At 53.9% G+C, this 19,681-nt stretch carries 12 protein-coding genes; 1 reads left to right on the top strand and 11 read right to left on the bottom strand.

The window, feature by feature from the left end; genetic code table 11:
- Window positions 1-137: 137 nt before the first annotated feature.
- The 8 genes from QEH52_RS12895 to QEH52_RS12860 all read right to left on the bottom strand — a co-directional run bounded on the left by QEH52_RS12895 (window position 138) and on the right by QEH52_RS12860 (window position 11,266).
- A complete protein-coding gene (locus QEH52_RS12895; protein ID WP_308950990.1) occupies window positions 138-1,616 on the bottom strand; it encodes an arylsulfatase in 1,479 nt (492 codons plus the stop codon).
- A 23-nt stretch (window positions 1,617-1,639) separates the two neighbouring features.
- Window positions 1,640-3,148, bottom strand: a complete 1,509-nt coding sequence (locus QEH52_RS12890; RefSeq protein ID WP_308950989.1) for an alpha-L-fucosidase — start codon at window positions 3,146-3,148, stop codon at window positions 1,640-1,642.
- Window positions 3,148-4,671 carry a sialate O-acetylesterase gene (locus QEH52_RS12885; RefSeq protein ID WP_308950988.1) on the bottom strand — a complete coding sequence of 508 codons (1,524 nt, stop codon included), beginning with the start codon at window positions 4,669-4,671 and terminating at the stop codon, window positions 3,148-3,150. The genes QEH52_RS12890 and QEH52_RS12885 overlap by 1 nt, the downstream gene beginning before the upstream one ends.
- A gap of 34 nt (window positions 4,672-4,705) precedes the next feature.
- Window positions 4,706-5,827, bottom strand: a complete 1,122-nt coding sequence (locus QEH52_RS12880; protein ID WP_308950986.1) for an alpha/beta hydrolase — start codon at window positions 5,825-5,827, stop codon at window positions 4,706-4,708.
- A gap of 99 nt (window positions 5,828-5,926) precedes the next feature.
- Window positions 5,927-6,808, bottom strand: coding sequence for an alpha/beta hydrolase (locus QEH52_RS12875; protein WP_308950984.1), 882 nt, complete (start codon window positions 6,806-6,808; stop codon window positions 5,927-5,929).
- Window positions 6,809-7,113: 305 nt separating this feature from the next.
- A complete protein-coding gene (locus QEH52_RS12870; RefSeq protein ID WP_308950982.1) occupies window positions 7,114-7,386 on the bottom strand; it encodes a hypothetical protein in 273 nt (90 codons plus the stop codon).
- A gap of 33 nt (window positions 7,387-7,419) precedes the next feature.
- The gene (locus tag QEH52_RS12865; RefSeq protein ID WP_308950980.1) at window positions 7,420-8,679 is read right to left on the bottom strand and encodes a sulfatase family protein; all 1,260 of its coding nucleotides are present in this window, start codon (window positions 8,677-8,679) and stop codon (window positions 7,420-7,422) included.
- 4 nt (window positions 8,680-8,683) lie between these two features.
- On the bottom strand, window positions 8,684-11,266 hold the full coding sequence (locus QEH52_RS12860; protein ID WP_308950979.1) for a right-handed parallel beta-helix repeat-containing protein: 2,583 nt from the start codon (window positions 11,264-11,266) through the stop codon (window positions 8,684-8,686).
- Between the two features lie 274 nt (window positions 11,267-11,540).
- On the opposite strand from QEH52_RS12860, the gene QEH52_RS12855 reads away from it, so the two are divergent.
- A complete protein-coding gene (locus tag QEH52_RS12855) occupies window positions 11,541-11,723 on the top strand; it encodes a hypothetical protein (protein WP_308950978.1) in 183 nt (60 codons plus the stop codon).
- A 64-nt stretch (window positions 11,724-11,787) separates the two neighbouring features.
- Here the strand turns inward: QEH52_RS12855 and QEH52_RS12850 are convergent, their stop codons facing one another.
- The 3 genes from QEH52_RS12850 to QEH52_RS12840 all read right to left on the bottom strand — a co-directional run bounded on the left by QEH52_RS12850 (window position 11,788) and on the right by QEH52_RS12840 (window position 19,680).
- Window positions 11,788-13,926, bottom strand: a complete 2,139-nt coding sequence (locus QEH52_RS12850) for a glycosyl hydrolase family 95 catalytic domain-containing protein (RefSeq protein WP_308950977.1) — start codon at window positions 13,924-13,926, stop codon at window positions 11,788-11,790.
- Window positions 13,927-14,151: 225 nt separating this feature from the next.
- Window positions 14,152-16,074 carry an exodeoxyribonuclease V subunit alpha gene (gene recD, locus QEH52_RS12845; RefSeq protein ID WP_308950975.1) on the bottom strand — a complete coding sequence of 641 codons (1,923 nt, stop codon included), beginning with the start codon at window positions 16,072-16,074 and terminating at the stop codon, window positions 14,152-14,154.
- Window positions 16,075-19,680, bottom strand: coding sequence for a UvrD-helicase domain-containing protein (locus tag QEH52_RS12840; RefSeq protein ID WP_308950973.1), 3,606 nt, complete (start codon window positions 19,678-19,680; stop codon window positions 16,075-16,077).
- Window position 19,681: the final 1 nt, after the last annotated feature.

Below are 19,681 nucleotides of genomic sequence, written 5' to 3'. Positions count from 1 at the left end.
GTGAATACAAAATCAGCTGCCACTCCAGATGAGGATTACAAAAAAGGGTCATGTCGGACAAGGCAACAAGCAGGTTTTCAGCTGCGCTAAGAACGCCCTCAAGCCGCATGGACAGTGAGGCAACCTGGTTCTTACTGCTAAAGCTTCTCTGGGGTCCAGTTTACGATTTCCCCAGATTCTTGCTGCGCTTCGTAAAGCTGTTGCAAGGGATGATCGCCTTTAATGCGCGGAAGCCCTTCGTTGACCATCAAGGGCAAAGCGGAGTCCCACCACTGGTCGTATGACTTGCGAAGTTGCGACACGACTTCAGGAAACTGATGCGACACGTCTTTGGTCTCCCCCGGATCTTGCTGGATATCGTAGAGTTGCTGATTATTCACAAAGCGCCAGCGTTCGGTGCGCACGGCGTTATTACGATATTTATAGGTATCGCGCTCTCCGGTCTTCCAACGGCCACAATGGAAGAACAGCTCACGGTCAGCCCAATCAGCTTGAGGGTCTTCCAGCAACGGTAGCAAAGAGCGTCCATCAAGGCTTTGCATATCAGCCGGCAGTTGTGCTCCTGCTAACTCGGCGAAAGTTTGATATAAATCGATGTGCGCGACCAAGGCATCGATGTCCACACCACGCTTGAGAACACCCTTCCATTGCCAAAAAGCTGGAACGTGAGTGCCACCTTCGTTGGGCGAGTTTTTACGGCCCCGCATGTTGGCATTGAACGGGGAAATTTTTTCGCCATCTCGTAGGATGGTCTTCATCGACATGCCGTTATCGGTCATAAAGATGATTAAGGTGTTATCCAATGCCTTCCATTTTTTGAGTAAGGCCATGAGTTGCCCAAAGTTGTCGTCGACATTCTCAATCATGCCATACCGAGCTGCGGTATCTTCATCGTAGCCTTCTGACAGGAAGTGCTGTTTGTATTCTTCAGGCGCATACATGGGACCATGAGGCGCATTCAGAGATAAGTAGGCAAAGTATGGTTGACCTGCCTCATGTTGCTGCTGAATCCAGCCTTCGGCTGCATCAAAAAACACGTCAGTGCAAAAGCCTTGGGTCTGCACAACTGTATCGTTGTGCAATAAGACATTATCGAAATATGGATTCTCTTTATTGGCCGCAAAATCGCCCAAGCCCGTCTGCCCGATGCCGCCCGCTCCATGCATCAGCACTTCATCGAAGCCCCGGCTTTGCGGGCGATACTCGGCTTCGTCCCCCAAATGCCATTTACCAAACAGACCTGTTGCATAGCCCGCACTTTTCAGTGCTTGTGGCAGCGTATGCACATCCAGGGCCATGCGCTCGCGTTGTAAGATCGTGTGCGTCACCCCCACCTTAAACGGAAAACGTCCGCTCATGATGGCCGCACGGGTCGGCGCACAGGTCGGGCTGACTTGAAAGTCGGTAAAGCGGGTCGACTGTTTGTAGAAGCGATCAATATGCGGCGTGCGCACAATCTCGTTCCCCATGCAGGACAGGTCACCCATGCCTTGGTCATCGGTCATCACTAAGATGATATTCGGACGGCTACCCGCCAAAGTCTGGGCTGCGAGTTCGCCAGTCAGTAGCACGGCAGCCCCGAGCCCCAGCAAACAGAATAGTTTCTTACAAATCATAAATAGCCTTCTATCTTTTTAGTTTAAAATACGATTTTCACCATGTCCGGTAAATCAGTTCGCATCGCAGCAGGCACGACCACGCGCAATGCAGAGTCGCGGTAAGTAAAGTCCAATGGCTCTCCCGTGCGTAATAGGCTCACTTGCACGGGGCGCGACACGTCGCGGATAAAGACCGCATTCTCCGCATCGGGTAAGGAATAGTAAACATTCGCTCGCTTGGTGGTGTAGTTCTGCGTCTTGTCCAAGGTCGGCAAGGGCGCATCGAGATCGACATCATAAGTCGCTTCGCGGGAGTGCGCCATCCAGGCAGCCATCTCGTCGCAGAGCTCATAAAACCAATCCATCATTTCGCCGTTCCCGCGTGGTGGCACATTGACCAGTAAATTCCCTCCCAGCGAACGACAACGTATCAGCTCTGTGAGTAAGGTATTGGTGTCCCAGTGGTTCGTTTCACACTCGACCCCGTAGTGCCAATTCGGCGTAAAACTATTTTCTGACTTTTGACAAGACTCCCACCACCAGCCGGCTTCGTTGGTCACTTTTACATTGTGGCTGGCACCCTGATGCCCACCTTCCGGCGTCGCGATATTTCCACGCGCTACGAATATATTCGGCTGCAATACTTTAAGCTCCTCCTCGCTGACGGAGACAGAGCCATCCCACCAGATCACATCGATCGGACCGTAATTGGACATCAGCTCATGCACCTGACCAATGGACTCAGCCTGCTCCTCTGGCCCAGAGAGCGCCATCAAGGGTGTGAGCTTTGAGGTCTTCCCCACCCGCTCATGCTTATAATTCAGCTGAAAGTCCTTTTGGGCAGGATGCATGAACTCGCGGTTCTTATAGTCATAATGCCAATTCGGGCCCGAGTAGTAAAAGCCGATCTTCATGTCGTTTTTGCGCGAAGCGTCCACGTAATCTCGGACCAAATCACGTCCTCCCATTAGATCGCCGGTATCCCAGGTGCCGTGGTCGCTCGGCCACAACGCATAGCCATCGTGATGACGTGTCGTTAGCACTGAATAAGCAAAGCCCGCCTTACTGGCCGCTGCCAGCCACCGGTCAGGTTGATAATTCTCAGGGTTCCAGGTCTCAGCCACCGCAAACATCGCTTCGGGGAGCTGCATAAAGCGCCCCGAATCTGCTTTGCGCTGCGACCATACCATCGCCCAGGCATCACCGGTCGCTGGGTTGGCACTGGTCGGCCCCCAGTGTAAAAAGAGCCCTAGCCCCGCTTTGCGAAACCAAGCCCACTCAGGGTGCGCTTCGGCGTCGATCGTCCGTTTGGCAGTCAATTTACGATGCAAATTCTGTTTGGCCCACACACGTAATTCCTCGGGGCTCTTCCCCTCCCAGTGCTTTTGACCATCCCCCGCATGTTCTTGCGAGAGCGCTAATTCAAAGGGGTCTTCCGCCAAATCGTCTTTGGCAATTAAAGAGAACGAGCCCGTGGCGAGCAGCGCAAGCGCCCCCCGAGACAGAGCAAAGATAAGATTACGAGATGTGTTGAGCAAAGACATATCCATTAAGGTTGAAAAGAATCCGTGCGGAAGGGATAGGTTGGGAGCCCTGAACCGTTGACAAGGTTAACGTTCGGCTTCCCGGCAAAGGCATAACGGACATAGAGCGGGCGCTTTAGCTCCGGCGAGCGAAGCACTACAGTCTGACCCCGAATCTCAGCCGTGGCCGGCACCCACTTGGCCGATTCATCAGCGATCCAAAATGCGGTCGGCGCGTTGCCATCAGTCGTGGTCAGACCGGAAGCATGCTTAAAGTGCACGACGAGCGAATCCTCACTGGCCTCCACATTCTGCATCATCGGCCCCTCTGCCGTGATCTCCAGGCCGAGTGTATCACGCGCAGCCAGTAGTGCCAAACGCTCAGCAACTGGTAGCTTGTCTCTGGGATGTATGTTTTTCTCATCCCCAAGATCAATGGTATTTGCGATCGCTACATGTGCTAAGTCCAAAGCTTTCAGCTGAGATTCACGCATCCATGCCCAGGAATGCGTAACCGGGCTTTCGGCGTCCCCCTGTGGTCCCGTTTCAAGCGCTTTATAATATCCGGGCAGCATCACAACGAGGAATTGAAAATCATCCCGTCCCCACTCCTGCCGGTATCGCAGCATCCACTCCTTCAGGGCATCCCCATACTTGAGCATCCCGGAGTTATAAGAGAACCAGGGCGTCTCCACCATGCCGTGCATCGACTGTGTGTTGCGCTCTCCTTGATACCAAACCAATCCGCGTGAGGCAAACGGAGCCAATGGCGCCATCATCGCATTGTATAAAATATTCGCCTGCCTGCGAAGAAATACATCGTCCGACTTCGACCATGGTTGAGGGCCATCGAGTATCGACTGAATTTTTCGACGCGTGACACTATCTGCATCGAACTTCTCCATCATTGTTCTGAAATGCGGCACAGTTGCGACCATATCGCGTGGCATCCAAGCCTCCAGCGAGGAACTCCCCCATGCGGTGAGAATGATCCCCACAGGTACCTCGGCCTGTTCTTGTAGAAAGTGCGCAAAGCCATAAGCCACGGCGCTGCTCGGGTAACTGTCGACCCACTCCCCTTCACAAGTGGACTGCTCGCTAAAGGCTACCGTTCGTTTGACTTCGAAACTACGGATGTGCTTTGCCTGTGAAGTCAATGCCTTCAATTCAGGCACCGAATTGACATGAAACTGCATATTCGACTGCCCTGAACAAATCCAGACTTCACCCACTAATATATCCGAAAGCTCAATAGTGGCATCGTCCGATGCCAAAACCTGCACGGTCATTGTTTGTGCTTCAAAACTCGCGCGCGCTGGATCCAGTCGCAGCATCCACTTCCCTGCTGCATCCGCAGTCGTCCGCTTCACCTGATCTCCAAAACTCACTTGAACCGTCGCTTCTGCCTCGGCAATGCCCCAAACAGGGATCGGCATGTCGCGCTGCAGCACCATGTGATCAGTGAACAAGGAGCCCAGCTGCAGCGAAGCCTGGAGTGAACAATGAAGGAAAAGGCCAAGGCCTAATACGAGTCGGTAGAGGTATTTCATCGTGCTTTTACTTACTGAAAAATTGAGCCAACACTTAACGATGATTCAGGAAAAAGTTAATCGTTTGTTGAATGATCTCATCACGACTGGGGTCGATCGGTGCGTCCACGCTGCGCCAATTATGTCCGGCATTTTTAACGATCACGATTTCAACGGGCGCAGGAATCGCCTCCAGAGTTTCTTGCATGCGATAGGCTTGCTTCACGGGGATGGTGGTATCCTGGTCACCTTGCAACATCAACAAGGGCGGGCTGTCTGGGCTGAGATAGCTCACGGGGCTCATCTCACGATAACGCGCCTCCTTATCCTCCGGCGTGGAATTCGCTCCCATGATGCGTGGGCCAAAGCGATCGCGGAAATTCTCACGGTCATCGTGATTAAACAATTGTTCATCTTGAAAGTCGCAGGGACCATACCAAGAAACGCCACCGACCGTTTGATAAGTATATTGGGCCAATTCTGGGTCACCGTCCAAAGTCTCAGGCGGTGACAGTAATACCATCTGAGCGATATGCCCGCCTGCGGAATCGCCGAATGTATACATCTTCATCGGATCAATCCCCAGCTCTTTGCTGTAGGCTGAAATAAAACGAAGTGCATCCTTGGAATCGATCACACAATCTCGCATTGAGGTCTGCCCATCCTTCGACCACAAACGATAGCCCACGGATACGACACAGAAGCCCTCTTTCAAAAGTGCCTGATGCACCACTCCAAAAGAGGCATGCCCCGCGCCTTGCTTACTGCCGGCGGCCCATCCACCGCCATGGGTATATAAAACCACTGGCTTTTTGTCACTGTCATCCACATCAGGGAAATAGAAATCCAGATACACATCGCCCGTTGAAGTGCGTTTAAACAAGACGTTGCGAATTTGGCGGCCTGGACTGTCAATATACTTGAGCGAATTAAGTTTCAATTCTTCAAGTATAATTACGCCATCAGCGTTCGCATCCAACTTCTTGTTTTTCTTCCACTGCGCGGGGTCTTCGTCGGCAGTAAAGGCGCCATCACGATTGGTATCCAATTTCGAAAACATCCGCTGCGCGATGCGTCCTTCATATTGATCCGATGAATCCTTTAATGGCTCTAGGGCGTAACCAGTCGCCACCAGTAAGCATGATATGGATAAAATCGTTTTGTGTATTTTTTTCATATAGAATCTACTCATAAAATGTAACTAATCTAACATACATACTGAGGGGAAAGTATCCCCCGTTAACGGGATAGCAGACGCAAGCGATCAAAACTGCGATCACAGCGCACTCAGATACCCATGCTGACGCAAAAAATCCACGCTGTGATCGAGGATCAGGCGGTAATCCACATCATCACTTTTACGGCGAAAGAATGAGCCGTTAAAAAAGCCATGCTCTTTACCCTCGGCTGGAACCAACACGCACTCGTTGCCCGCCTCCTGCATCAAACGAGTGAAGCGCTCGGCATTTTCAAAGGGCACCGTCGTGTCTGCAGTGCCATGAAAGACGATCGTCGGGACAATGTCGGGGTGAACTTGGTGGCAGAGCGACAAGTCGGTCTGTTGTTCTGGCTTAAAACGCTCAGCACCATAGCCCGCCTCCGTGGTATCGAGGACGGGATTAAACAAAATCATCAGATTTGGCTGCGAGCTGATGGCTAAATCCTCTCCAGATTCTTCATACCCGGAAAGCACACCGGTCGCCCCTGCCACATGGCCGCCAGCGGAACCACCAGAGGCCACAATCCGCTCGGGGTCGATTCCCAGTTCGCTGGCATGCGCGCGCACCCAACGAATGGCCGACTTGCCATCCTTGACGCACTCAAAAGGCGTCGTCTTATTCCTACCGCGCACTCGATACTCCGCAGAAAATGCGACCAGACCCAGCTCTGCCATATCTCTGGCTTGCTGATAGAATTGCTTGGGAGTGCCCCCCGACCAACCACCGCCAAAAAAGAACACAATCGCGGGGCGTTGATCCGTAGGCTTTAGATCGGCGGGCTCAAACAAATGGAGTTTCAGCGCCACACCATCGATCTCCTTATACAGAAGTTCGCGGTCAGGTTGTATCAGCTCGCGCTCTGGTTGAATCGCATCCGCCGCCGCGAATTGGCAAATGGCAATTGAGATCAGCAGTAAGCTTGTCAGGGGTTTTATCATAACTTGAGGTGTTTTGTTCGTAAATTTAGAATATGCTTAACGGCTAAAGCCGGATCGCTTACCTTTGACTGTGTATCCTCAGGTAAGAGTGAGCGCTTTGGGGCATGAGCAGGTTCATTTAGATTTCTTCATTTCATTATACGATTTACGTCATTATACCACTTCTAAGAATATATGATCTATAAGCTTGAGCTTTGCGTAGCCTCGAAACTTTGTTTCGGGGGGCGATCGGCATCGCCCCGGTTCCGAGAACCGAGGTTACAAAAGACACATCTATTAGAACCAAACTTTTTTTCGAATAGGTATTACTGTTGAGAAACGCTTTGAAAATCCTCAGGACGCATCCAGCTAAGATCTTTCCAATAGCCGGTATCGTTGGCTTGCGGCGCACCGGGCGTGCTGCGACCGTTCACGATTAAGGCATTCATCTTCGCAGTTAAAGATGCTACTTTTTCCGGGTGACTGGCCGCCAGGTTGTTGCTCTCCGCACGATCGGTCGAGAGCTCGTAAAGTTCTGCCGGCTTCTTACGACTGGGCAGGATCAGTTTCCACGAGCCCTCAGTTATGCCGTAGCGCATGTCACTGCTATCATGACTGATAAAGGGCACGCGCTAGTCCCCTGCGGGATCGATCAACACCGAAGCAAAGCTATGGCTATCTTCACCCGCATTATCAGGCAGTGTCGTGCCTAGTAATTCAGCGAAGGTCGCCAACAAATCCGTCTGACTGACTGTCTTGTTCCAAGCCCGCCCCGGCGCCTCAATCCCTGCTGGCCAGCGCAGCATAAAAGGCACCCGTTGTCCGCCTTCATACACAGAACGCTTGCCTTCTCGCAGTCCACCGCGACTGTCATGGCCGGTCTCTTTGAGCCGCTCAGGCCAGGATTTTTCGGGGCCGTTGTCACTGGAGTAAACAATCAGCGTATTCTCATCCAGCCCCTGCGCTTGCAGGAAATCCAATATGCGCCCGACATGATAGTCGGTTTCGATCACAAACTCACCGTAAGCGCCCGCCTCGCCTTGCCCCTGAAACTCTGGCAAGGGACAGACGGGATAATGGGGTGAAGTGTAAGGCAGATACAGGAAGAACGGCTTGCCGGCTTTGGCCTCAGCCGCCTGTGCGCTCATCCATTCGATTGCCTTATCGGTAAATCGTGTCAGGCACTGATTATCGATAAAGTCTTCGGCCACCTCAAAGTTCTTTTTAACGATGCGACTGGGATCTTTTGAAACGCCAGGCTTTGTTTCGTAAGGGGGCATGATCCGATAATCAAGATACCGCGGATTCTTCTTTTTATTGGTATACAAGGTCGGCGGCACTTTCGCATAGCGCCCCTCAAACCAAGCAAGTATGCCAAAATTCAAAGACGCTGGCACGCCGTAGAAATAATCAAAGCCTTTATCCAAAGGCATATCCTTAATCGGTTGCGACCAATCGCGGTTCTGAGGCGTGCCGGGGAAATCCATTCCAAGGTGCCACTTGCCCACCATGCCGGTGTTGTAGCCTTGTTCCTGCAAGAACGATGCCAGCGTCATGCGCCCATCCACGATCATACACTTCGCTTCGGCGCCCAATACGCCTTTTTTGCGCTCGGTTCGCCAAGGGTAGCGGCCTGTCAACAAGCCATAGCGTGCGGGCGTGCACACGGAGTCGGCACTATGGCCATTGGTAAAAGCGATGCCCTCCTCCACCAGACGATCCAGGTTCGGTGTTTGAAATTTTGCGCCTGGATTCAGCGCACTCACATCACCATAGCCCTGATCGTCGGTATAGATGACGATAATATTGGGACGCTCCCCGGCGGCGAGGACTGTCGTCCCCAGTAGCATGACCGCAGCCAGCAATCGCCTCGTGTGTGCTTGAATAAACATAAACTTATTTCTCAAAGGTAAATGTTTCCAATTTTTGCGCGCGCCAGACCTGAGCGGTGTGCGAGCCAGAGTTCAAACGCCCCATCGTGCGCACAAAGTCATTTAAGCCAGGAGTCGCCGTTTGATTGATCAACAATACAACGTCATCGCTGCGGAAGCCATACTTGGCCAAGACACTCTCGTTCGGCACCTCGACTAACAGAACGCCGATTTTCTCGTGCATGCCTGTCGCCGTCAATTCGGCCTCGGTGTCCAGGGCTTTGGCCATGCCGCCCATGAATTTCTTGGCAACTTTAGGGCGATAGGTATTTGAGGCTGCCCTGGCAGGCAATGTGATCGGTGGTGAACCTGCCAATTGCTTCAGTTCAGGCGAGATCACCCCAAACCCGCGCATGGGGAAATTCTTAAACCCAGTTTTCAATGCGGGGGAACTGTCCTGCACTTGAAAGTTCCCGGCCTCAGGCGCCACGAATTCGGCATTGCCATATAGACTCCCGGCATCGTCGAAGGTCTCTTTTTGCAACGCCACAGCAGGCACCGTCTTGGTCGCCTGCGGGTTGTGCACGAAATTGTAATTGCGCGTGCCGCCCCACAGCCCGGGATTGGAGGAGCTATAGACCTTGGGGGACCATATGATGTTACTTTCAAACACATCGTAGGTGGGCTTTGGATACGGCACGTTACAAGTATAGCCGAGTCGCCCGACGATGATGTTATTCGTCACGATGCGATGATAGCCTTCGCGTGTTTTGAGCCCTCCATACAGGCAGAGATTGTTATAAATTTCGTAATTGGTGCAGCCATCGTCCAGGTCAATATCCCATCCATGTTCACAGTGCATACGATTGTTTCGCAAGATGCTGGTCTGATACGCATCCCAGCGGGGAGATTCTGGATACTTTTCCACGTAATGACTAATCAACGGCTTGCCATTGGCATCCCGCGCCGTTGGCCCCGAGGGCACGGCACTGTGCCAGATGCGATCACGTCCCCAGCCATTGAACGCGCCGTGGTCGTGCGTCTCTAAAACGGTCTCAAAACAATCGTTCCACTCGATCAAATGACCGCCCCAGGTGCCATCGCAGACATTGATCGCCGCGCGGGGCGTGTGGCTGATGGTATTGTGGCGCACAGTGATGCGGGAGGACATCGACAGATTGACCCCAGCCACCTGCTTCTCAAAGCGTCCACAACGCGTCATTAAATTGTCCTCGACCAAGCAATCCGCCGGATACTCGTCGGACTTGGGCCCAATCTCAGTATCGATGGTATCGACCGGACGCGCCGGAGCTCTATAACTAAAGGCCGGGTCACGCACCGCGGCAGGTGAGCCCACGAAATTAACATCCGAGGCGCCATTGTCACGAAAGCGATTGCCACGTATAATGCTTCCGCGATTGTAGCCATCCACAAACACCGCATTACCGCCCAGCTCTTCGAAGGTGCAGCCTTCGATCACGATGCCCTCAGTGCCTCGCAGATGGACAGCTCCTCCTCGATAAATGCTCCAATCACTACGCAAGAGCGGCTCCTTGGTTTCCATAAAAGTCCGCGCAGTGCCTTTGAACTGTATGCCCTTGAAGTGTATGTGCTGAACGGGCTGCATCGTCACATGAGTCTGCACCTGTGTCAGTTTCAGGCCGTTGCCGCTGTTCGGAATGTCCATGACGGCGACCGGTTGCTGAAAATCACCGTAAATATTAACGAGATGTTTGGTCTGCAAAACCGCTTCAAAGGCCGCCGTGCGCATGTCGACATCAGCCGCTGGCATATAATACAGCCATCCATGCTTCGTGTCGTGATACCACTCCCCGGGCGCATCGAGCTCTTCAAAGACATTCTCGATCATTCTGTAAGAAAGATGCGCGCCTTGGTAACGGTTATTTTGCCAGCCACCTTCATACTGCAGCTCGCCGCTGGCTTGCTTGCCGAGCACACGATAATGCTGACTTCCCCAAAGACCGCGATGCATGCCATGCATGAATGCGCCCGTCGGGTCCGCCCACTCCTGCGCTTTGCTCGCATCCCAGGCATCCGGCGTGCAACCATCATAGGGAGCGTTCCCCGCTTTACTGCCTTGATGCTTTTGATCCGTAGCCAGCACATAACCGGCGCCCAAATTTGGATAACGTGCCAGAGTTTGACGCCGCCCGTTCACGATCAACTGATCGATGCCTGGCATATGACCGAGCTGGGTGTGATAAATTCCACGCTCCCAAGCTTCCCAGTCCTGTTGCAGCGCTTGCGCTCCGGTCAACACCACTTCGGCTCCTTCGGCCGCACGATAAACCACAGGATAGGCCTCCGTCCCGCTATCGAGCGGGGATAAGGTGAAAGGCTCCGACAAACGATAGGTTCCCGCAGTCAAAATGACCGAGCAAGCCTCCTCCCCGAGCTGGCCACTCGCGCGCAACAAATCGCGTGCGGCGGACAAAGTTGCTAACGGTGCCGACTGAGTGCCTGCAGCGGCATCCGATCCCTCGGGAGCGACGAACACATCCAGCGCCAACAAATTGCCAGGCAGCGCTGAAAATGCCAGCGTTCCCAACAAGGCAGTGAGCCGACACTTTCTTAATCTAATTAGCATAACACTATTTTTCACAAATCGCATGTTCAGATCTTTTACGAGGCATAGAGAGAAAAAGAATGCGACAAGCTGCGGGTATATTGAAATTTCGTAATGGGCATATTGCTTCGCAATCTTAGGGGCTTAGAGAATTGTAAAGTAACACAGTTTAGCCGTCCCGAGTATCCCTTTTATACGTGAGTACCCACTAAAAACTGGGCAGGTGCGGAATTGCATTTGCAGGCAAACGGGGCCCATGGTACGCGACTTGACAGCCCTGATAAGCTAGCAAGCTATGAAGCATAGCAAAACGAAAAGCTCACAAAACTCCAAAGAAAAGAAACCCATGAACGAATCTGAGAAAAAACCAATGGAGGCATCCAAGGAGAAACCTTGGATGAAGCGTTATCCGTCGTGTGAGGAAGTCATCGCAGATCAGGCACAGCGCCGTTTAAGCCACCTAGCTACCGAGAAGTAAAGATGCTGTGCCATTCAATATCTGCGCCCTCTCATTGCGAATTTTGATCACTTTGCAATCAGGCTCAAAAATTGCGCAAGAGAGCGCTGTATAATTTAACGGTTCGAGGAGCTGGCAGTGGAAACGCAAATACCACGCGACGCACGTTCGGGTGGTGTCTCCAAGTTTGACGCATCAGCCAGCGCCGGCTCTCTATATCATCTTCAACGGAATCTAGCTTTACGATGCAGGGCTCGCCGGCACGGCTTTGAATGGAAACAAATTGTGTCTGCCCCACTGCCCGCGTCGCGCTGATTTCAAAGCCGCCCTTAGCCAGCAAGCCAGCAAAGGAAATGTTCTCCCAAGACTCAGGGATCGCGGGAAAGACGCGGATGGTATCGCCCCAGCTCTGCAACAGCATCAACTGCATGGAATCACACAGCGAGAGCGGCGTCTCCGTGACAGGTTGCACACGCTTAGTTTCCGTATACATGGTGGTGGGATGAATCTCTGCCGGATTGTTGGGATAGACTTCCTGCATCCGCATAAAGGTATCCAAATACTGCTCCGCAGTTTCACCGTCTTGCATCAAAGCATACATGGCCGCCGCCCCACTCCACGAATAGCCGGCGTTGCCACGGCCAGGATAATTGATCCAATGATCGACTGACTGCGCGATCAGTTCGCGATTCTCGGGCTGGTCGATATTGATCTCGCGCAGCGGATAGATCATCATCAGGTGTGAATAGTGCCGATGCGATTGCTCTAAGGGAAAGTCCTTCGCCACCATGTAGCCGTTCTCATTGGTCGGGTAATCGACCAAGCGCGCCAGCACATCCTGCCACTGGGGCAAGAGCGGATCGTCAATTTGATAGCGCTCGGCGATCTCCACCAGTGTGGCACAGCCCCAGCGGAAGAGTGCTAAGTTAAAATTACAATCTTCACCGCCCCCGTATTCCGGCGAGCGGGTATAGGGCAGGTGCAGTTTACCGTCTGCGCCCTCCTCCATGATGTGCAAATAAGTATTCACCGACTTTTTCAGCAGTGGGAAAAAGTTTTCTGTGGTGCGCTCGGCATCCATCGTGCGTTCGAGCATCAGCCAGTAATCATGACAGGTCCACAGCAGCTCGCCGGTGAACCCGAGTCGACCCGAAGGAAAAGGGCTGATGAATGTCTGCGGCACGATGGTCGACATACCAGCGCACTCACCGCCGTATTCCGCCGGCATATTGGCGACCAAGGTCGGCAGATTTTCATCAAGTTTGGTAAAGAGACTCTCGGCCACTTCGAAGCGGTTGGCGGTCGATAAGAACCAATAGGACAGCTGTGTATTCAAATTAAACCAACCATTGGCCCAGGCGGTATTTTCAACCATCCAGGGGCCCATCGTATCCATGAAGGCGCGCCCCTTGCGGGCACCCGCTGCGAATTTATACACCTGTATCCAATAGAAACTTTCCATCCGGGTATCGTCCAAACTGATGAAACTCTTCGGATAGTAATCATGCCACCAGACACGGTGACGTGTTAGCATGCTCTCGAAGGACTCCTTTTGCATCTTTTGCAAATGCGCCACCGCATCCTTTACTGCGGTGGCTTCGGGATAACTGTGCTCAATGGAAACTAGTAGTAGACGCGTGCCATTCGCTTGCTCGCGAATGGTCCAGGCGGTTCCGATTTCCCCGCCCGCGACGAGCGTTTGACGACTGACATCGTAGCCCGCAAATTTGGTCAGGACCGGATCCGGATTGTATACATACGGAGCCGAGGCCCAGCTCTTGCGCGTCTTGTTGGCTCGATCCCCCTTCTTCGCAACATCGAGGTCGGCCTGTAAGCGCGCCGGTGCAATCGCCATGAGTGGCACGAAGTCCAAGCGCGCACCCTTTTCGTCTCCCGCAGGGGTCAGTTCATAGGCGATCAGCATGTCATCGCTGTGCACAATCGCCCGTATATCTAAACTGCCCTTGTCAGTGCTCACACGCACGCGGGTTTCGGCGCTATAGAGATCCAGACGACCTTCAAAGCCCGTGATTTTTCCAACAGTAGACAGTGTAGAATATCCGTTCGGCAAACGGGATTGCGCAATGAACGGGGTACCCCCCTTTTTATGATCTTCCGCATCGGCACGCCCGAGCAAGCTCGACAAAGACAAGGACGGCAAACTCAATGCCAAAGAGTTCCAATCATCGCAAAAGAAGAAGAAAAAGTCGAAGGATAGCAACACCAGCTCGAATTAATACCACTTCTAAGAATATATCATCGATAAGCTTGGACTTTGCATAGCCTCGAAATTTTGTTTCCATGCGTCGCCTTCGGCTATGCAGGACACAGTCGGGGAGGGATTACCATCGCCCCGGTTCCGAGAACCAAGGCGATGGTAAAGACATATCTATTAGGACCAAAAATTTTTCGAATAGGTATAAGCGAGCGGCGCACTAAACTTGCATCGTTAGAGTAATTCTTGTCGCAGACCGGAGCGGCGTTGTAGGCGTGGCAGTGTGGCTCCGATGAAGGCTTCGGGCAGCACTAGCGACACTTGACGCTTGCCGCGGGTGATCGCGGTGTAGACAAGTTCCCAGGTGATGAATGCGCGCTGCATTTCGGGCAGTACGACCACGACGGCGTCGTATTCAGAGCCTTGGGATTTGTGAATGGTGAGCGCAAATGCGGCTTCCCAATCGGGCAATGCAAAGGGATTAAAAGAGCGTGCTTCACCACCGCGGACTATCGGCGGTAGATAAGCGAGCAGCTCGCCGCTCGCATCGGCGCGAAAGATGCCACAGTCGCCATTCGCCAGGCCGAGTAGCTTATCGTTGCTGCGAATCATGAAAGGCAGACCGTCTTGGGGCTGACTGGGATCCACACCGCCTCCGAGGACATGTTCGGTCAATAATTGATTGATGGCCTCCACGCCCTGCTCTCCCCGGCGCACCGCACACAAGATGCGAACCTGATCGAGCACCTCCAAGAGCTCCAGCACACTGGCCTGTGCCGCTAGGGCGCGTTTGAGTGCGTCGACAGATCGATACAAGCAGCGGTGCCAATCGGCACTGAGCGGAATGCACGGCACACTAAGCTCGTCGACTTCGGGCAGGCGGTCGGACTCTAAGAGATGCCGCGCGAGTTGCCCGACTTCGGAATCGCCGCTAAAGCGATAGCTCTTTGTCAGCTCCACCACAGCATCGCCGCAAAGCGCGGGGGCGTCCTCGTAAGTGGGCAGCGGGCAAGCACTGACTGCTTTGAAGGCGGCTTGAAACTCTGCGGAGCTCACATTCAAATTACCATAGGTGGAGCTCACCGTGCCGGTCAGATCGGTAAAGACATTGCCGGTGCCCACGGCGGCCAATTGATTTTTATCGCCCAACAAAACAATACGACAGTGCGCGGGCAAGGCATCCAATAACGCGATCAACAGCGCGAGGTCGACCATCGACGACTCATCCACGATCAGCACATCGCAGCTGACCGGATTGCCAGCGTGGTGTGTGAAACCCGCACTGCCACGGCTGCCGAGAAAGGAGTGAATTGTGGAGGCAGGCGACAGGATGCCTTCCTTCAATTCGCTGAGCTTGGCGTAAGGCGTGGCGGGGAGTTGTTGCAGCATGACATCGAAGCCCTCGGCGAAGGATTCGCGCAAACGCTCGGCCGCTTTACCCGTCGGTGCCACCATGCGAATCGACTTTGGACGCTGTGATTCAGGCAAACTCAGGAGGAGTCCGATCAAGCGCGTGACGGTGGTCGTCTTGCCCGTGCCGGGCCCGCCGGTAATAACGGATAAGTCATGCCGCAAGGCGGCATAGCAAGCCGCGGCTTGCCAAGGATTCTCATTCAAAGACTCGGGTGGAAAAAAGTCCTGAAAACTAGCCTTAAAATCGACCGGAAACTCAAAGACAGGCCGTTGTAAGCGCTCACGCACAAATGCGCCCACGCGGGCTTCCATGCGATACCAACGCTGCAAGTAGATCAATTGTCCATCGGGGCGATACACAAAGCAAAGCGACGACGACTCGGTCAACTGATCGGCCGGCTGCACCCACTCGGGAAATTGCTCGCACAGCGCCGGCCCGTCGCCGAGCAGGTCGACCAGCGTCAAGCCAGACTCCAGCAGCTCGGACTCAGCCGCATCAAAAAAGTCGGCCAACAAGATGGAGCGGTCTAGGTAAAGCCCACTGTGTGACTGACTCTGCGCATAGTTCGTGAATGCCGCCAACCAAAACAAGCGTGCGGATGCTTGCTGCAAGACTTCCAACGTGGGCCGCGGCTTCAGTGGCGAACCACAGAGCACTTTGATCCCCAATGAAATGTCCACGGGGCGCAGTTGCTGCAACAAGCTCGCGAACAATTCCTTAGTTAATTCGGGATGGGTAGTCATTTAAGCAATTCCTTTCTGTCCAGCGTTTTGTCCTAAGGCGTCTGCCGCAGCGCGCACCTCGGCCTCGCTGAAGGATTCGTGCAACCAGCCCGTCCCCTCGCCGACTCCGCGCACAAAGCAATAGACGAAGCCGCCGATATGAGTCTCCCAATCAAAGGCAGCCCCCAGGCGTTGGCGTAGATACGCCGTCGTCGCGACCGAGTAGATCAAAGCCTGCAAATAATAACGTCCATGTAGCATGTGTTGATGCATGCCGGCGCGGTCGTAGCTGCACTGGCGTTTTTGATGCTGTGGCAGCGGGCGATTGGTCTTCCAATCCAACAAGGTGTAGCGGCCCGCTTGCGTGAAAAACAAATCCACACTTCCGGTCAAATAGCCATCGATCGGGCGTGCCCGGTACAGGGTCGGCGGGTAATCCAGCCCCACACGTTGGGCCCAGGACTGAATGATCGATTCCAGCTGCGCGACGTCGACCTGCTCGACCGGGAAATAAAACTCCATTTCTGCAATACAGGCCTGCGGACTCAGCTTTGACAGATCCACGACCTTGCCGCTCCCCTGCTCCCATGGGCTGTGAGTTAAGCGCTCAATCAGATCGACAATTTGCGCGACCCGTTGCTCCAAAGCCGCCTCGCCCCCATCGGGAAAGTTGCGGGCAATGACTGCCGTCGCGACACGTGGCCACTGCTCTGGCTGGGTAAAATCGCAACGTTCTAAGACCTCGTGCACGCAGGTGCCCGTGCGCACACCGCCGGGAAAAGCTTCCAACAACAGGTCCGGTTCGGACGCCTCGGCCTCCGCCGGCATCGGCTCCTCGGAGGGGCCGACTGGTCGATCTCCCATACCTGCGGCCACAGATGGATCGACATCGTTCGACGCCACCTCGCCCCGTGCCAGTGAACTGTATGAAGTAATCTGATACGAATACGGAATCGTGTGTCCTAGACTGCGCTGGTTGGGCTGCGACGGCGCTTCGGGCGCATCGAGTGCGATCGGTCTGGCATCGCGTAGCTCATCCAGAAAGCCCGGATAGGCATCCGCGGGATAAGTCTCCCCCCGCTGCTGATAGAGCCACTGATCAAACCAGCCATCCGCCTGATTGCTGCCGCCATGCTGATTGGGTAGATCACGCACATTGTAATAGACACAAAAATGCACCGCCCGCGTGATCGCGACATAGCCCAGACGTAAAATCTCCGCACTGGTCTGTGCTACCAGCAAATCTTTATCGGTCTGAAAGCAGTCAAAACAATCGGGGTCCTGCGCATCGGTCACCAATCGCTGATCCTTTTTACTCTGACTCTTGACGCCCTTTTGCCAAAGGCTGGGTAGAAAGACGATGGGAAACTCCAAGCCCTTGGAACTATGCATAGTCATGATTTTCACCGCGCGTCCATCACTCTCCAGTCGCACTAGGTTTTCATCTTGGCCCGAAGCATCGCCCGCCTGGATCACTTCAAGCATGCGATCGCGCAGGCGCTCAGGGCTCAGCCCCTCGCTGCGTTCGAGCTCCTGCGCGTATTCGGCGATGTGCAAGTAATTCGTCAGTCGTCGTTCGCCATCTGCCATCCGCAGCAAGCGCTCTCGCGCGCTCAAGGAATCCAGAAACTGCATCCACAAAAGACTCACCGCAGCGCCCTCACGCCACTTATGCCCCAACACAGTGAAGAGCTCGTAGATTTCGCGTCGTTCGAAATCGGAGAGTGATTTCATCTCGGCATCATTTTTACCATAGAGCGCACCGATCAAAAGATAATTAATGGTGCGATCCTGTGGATTCAGACAGGCCATCAGGAAATACAAAAAGTCCTTAGCCTCCTCCGAATCTAAAATACTGCCCGTCTTGGCACGCACGGCGAGAATGCCCCGATTTTGAAATTCGTGCTGAATGTGCGCGGCCTCCTTATGCGAATCCACCAATACGGCAATATCGCCCTCGTGCACCGCACGTCGCTGGATCTGCTCGCCACTGCCGGATTCAAAATACACACGCCCTTCCGCGGACAACTGCAGCAAGCTTTGCACGTCACGCGTCATCTGCTGCGCACTGCTCTCGTGGGCTGTCTTTACTTTATCATCGTCTGGATTCTCCAAAGCGCGCTCATACAAACGACAGGGCGAACCCTCGCCGGCAAAGATCAAACGCTCGGCGGTTTGATCCGCCGCCGTGACGGGATCGAAGGGAATCGAGTCGGCGGCCGCACCCGACTTGACCGAGCCGAGATCGCTCCCGGCAAAAAACGCATTGGTCGCCTCAATCATCGCCGCCTCTGAACGATAATTTTTAGGCAAGGTATAACGCGCATCCGCATCGTTGCGTGCCTCCAGATAGGCGGAGATATCGGCTCCACGAAAGCCATAGATCGATTGCTTCGGATCCCCGATCATCGCAAAATAAGGTCCATCCTCGTGGACTTCGGCGGCGGCAAACAGGGTCTTAAAAATCGCGTATTGCCGCGCGTCTGTATCTTGGAACTCATCAACCAGCGCGGCACGATAGCGTTGTCGCAGTTGAACGCAGAGCGCGTCGGATTGCTGGAGCGCCCGATCCAAATCGAGGATCATATCATTATAAGTCATCAGCCCACGCTCTTGTTTAAGCGCTTGGAAGGCGGAAATGAACCAGGTATCAAAGCACTGCAAAAAGCTCGGCTCATAATCCTGCTGCACCTGCGCGAGTCGCTCGCAGGCGGCAAAGAATCCGCTTTGTAGTTCGGTGTTTTTGTGCGCCTTCTTAAATCCTTTTTCCAGCGCAGTGGGCCCCAGCTTCGCTAAGCTCCCCTCCGCCAGTGGGTTGTTAAAAATCCGCTGCACCATGCTTTCAAACTCGGCGAAGTAAGCCTTGCGATAACTGTTGCCATTCAGTTTCCCCTCGAAGCTCATGAACTCTGCGACAATCGCATCGGCATCGCCCGCAAACGATTGCACCTGCGCAATCGCCTGCCCCAACTCTTGGCCCATCGTGGATAGCTCGCCCACAAAAGGACGTTGCAGGCGCAGCATACCGGTCAACTTCAAGCCGCGTGCTTTGAGTGCTTCCAAGGTAGCCGAGGCGGGCGGCTGCTGGGGCAATTCCAGATTTGCGCGGCGCAGGAAGTCCAGCACCAGCTCCTCCGCGATTGGCCCGACATCCGCGCACAGTTCAGAATCAAAATTCGCATCGGCGGCGAAGGCATTTTCCTGCAGCGCACGCTGACAGAAGCCATGGATGGTATAGATCGCGGCTTGATCGATCTCGAGCATCGCTTTGCGAATACAACGCTGCACCGCCTCGCGGCCCTGTGCCTCAATCGCACGCGCCAGCACCGCCTCCAAGGGGGAGCCCGTGCCCGCAATCGCTTCGCTCAGGGCGGCGTGCACTTCATCTGCCAAAAAGGACTGCAGACGATCCTTCAACTCCTTAGTCGCGGCCTCGGTAAAGGTAACGACCAATATCTCGGGTAGACTCAAACCTTTCAGTAAGAGGTCTAGGACAATGTATTGAATGGTATATGTCTTCCCCGTGCCGGCACTGGCCTCGATCAAGGTGGTGCCGGGGCGCAATTCAAATGTTGCAACATCTAACTGTTGATTGGTCGCATGCAGGTCTGCTGTCATTTCACTCATC

Origin of the sequence: Thalassobacterium maritimum, from assembly GCF_031127805.1 — a bacterium.
Lineage (GTDB): Bacteria > Verrucomicrobiota > Verrucomicrobiia > Opitutales > Coraliomargaritaceae > Thalassobacterium > Thalassobacterium maritimum.
The sequence above is the reverse complement of the archived record's forward strand: the minus strand, read 5'-3'. Positions and strand labels throughout refer to the sequence as shown.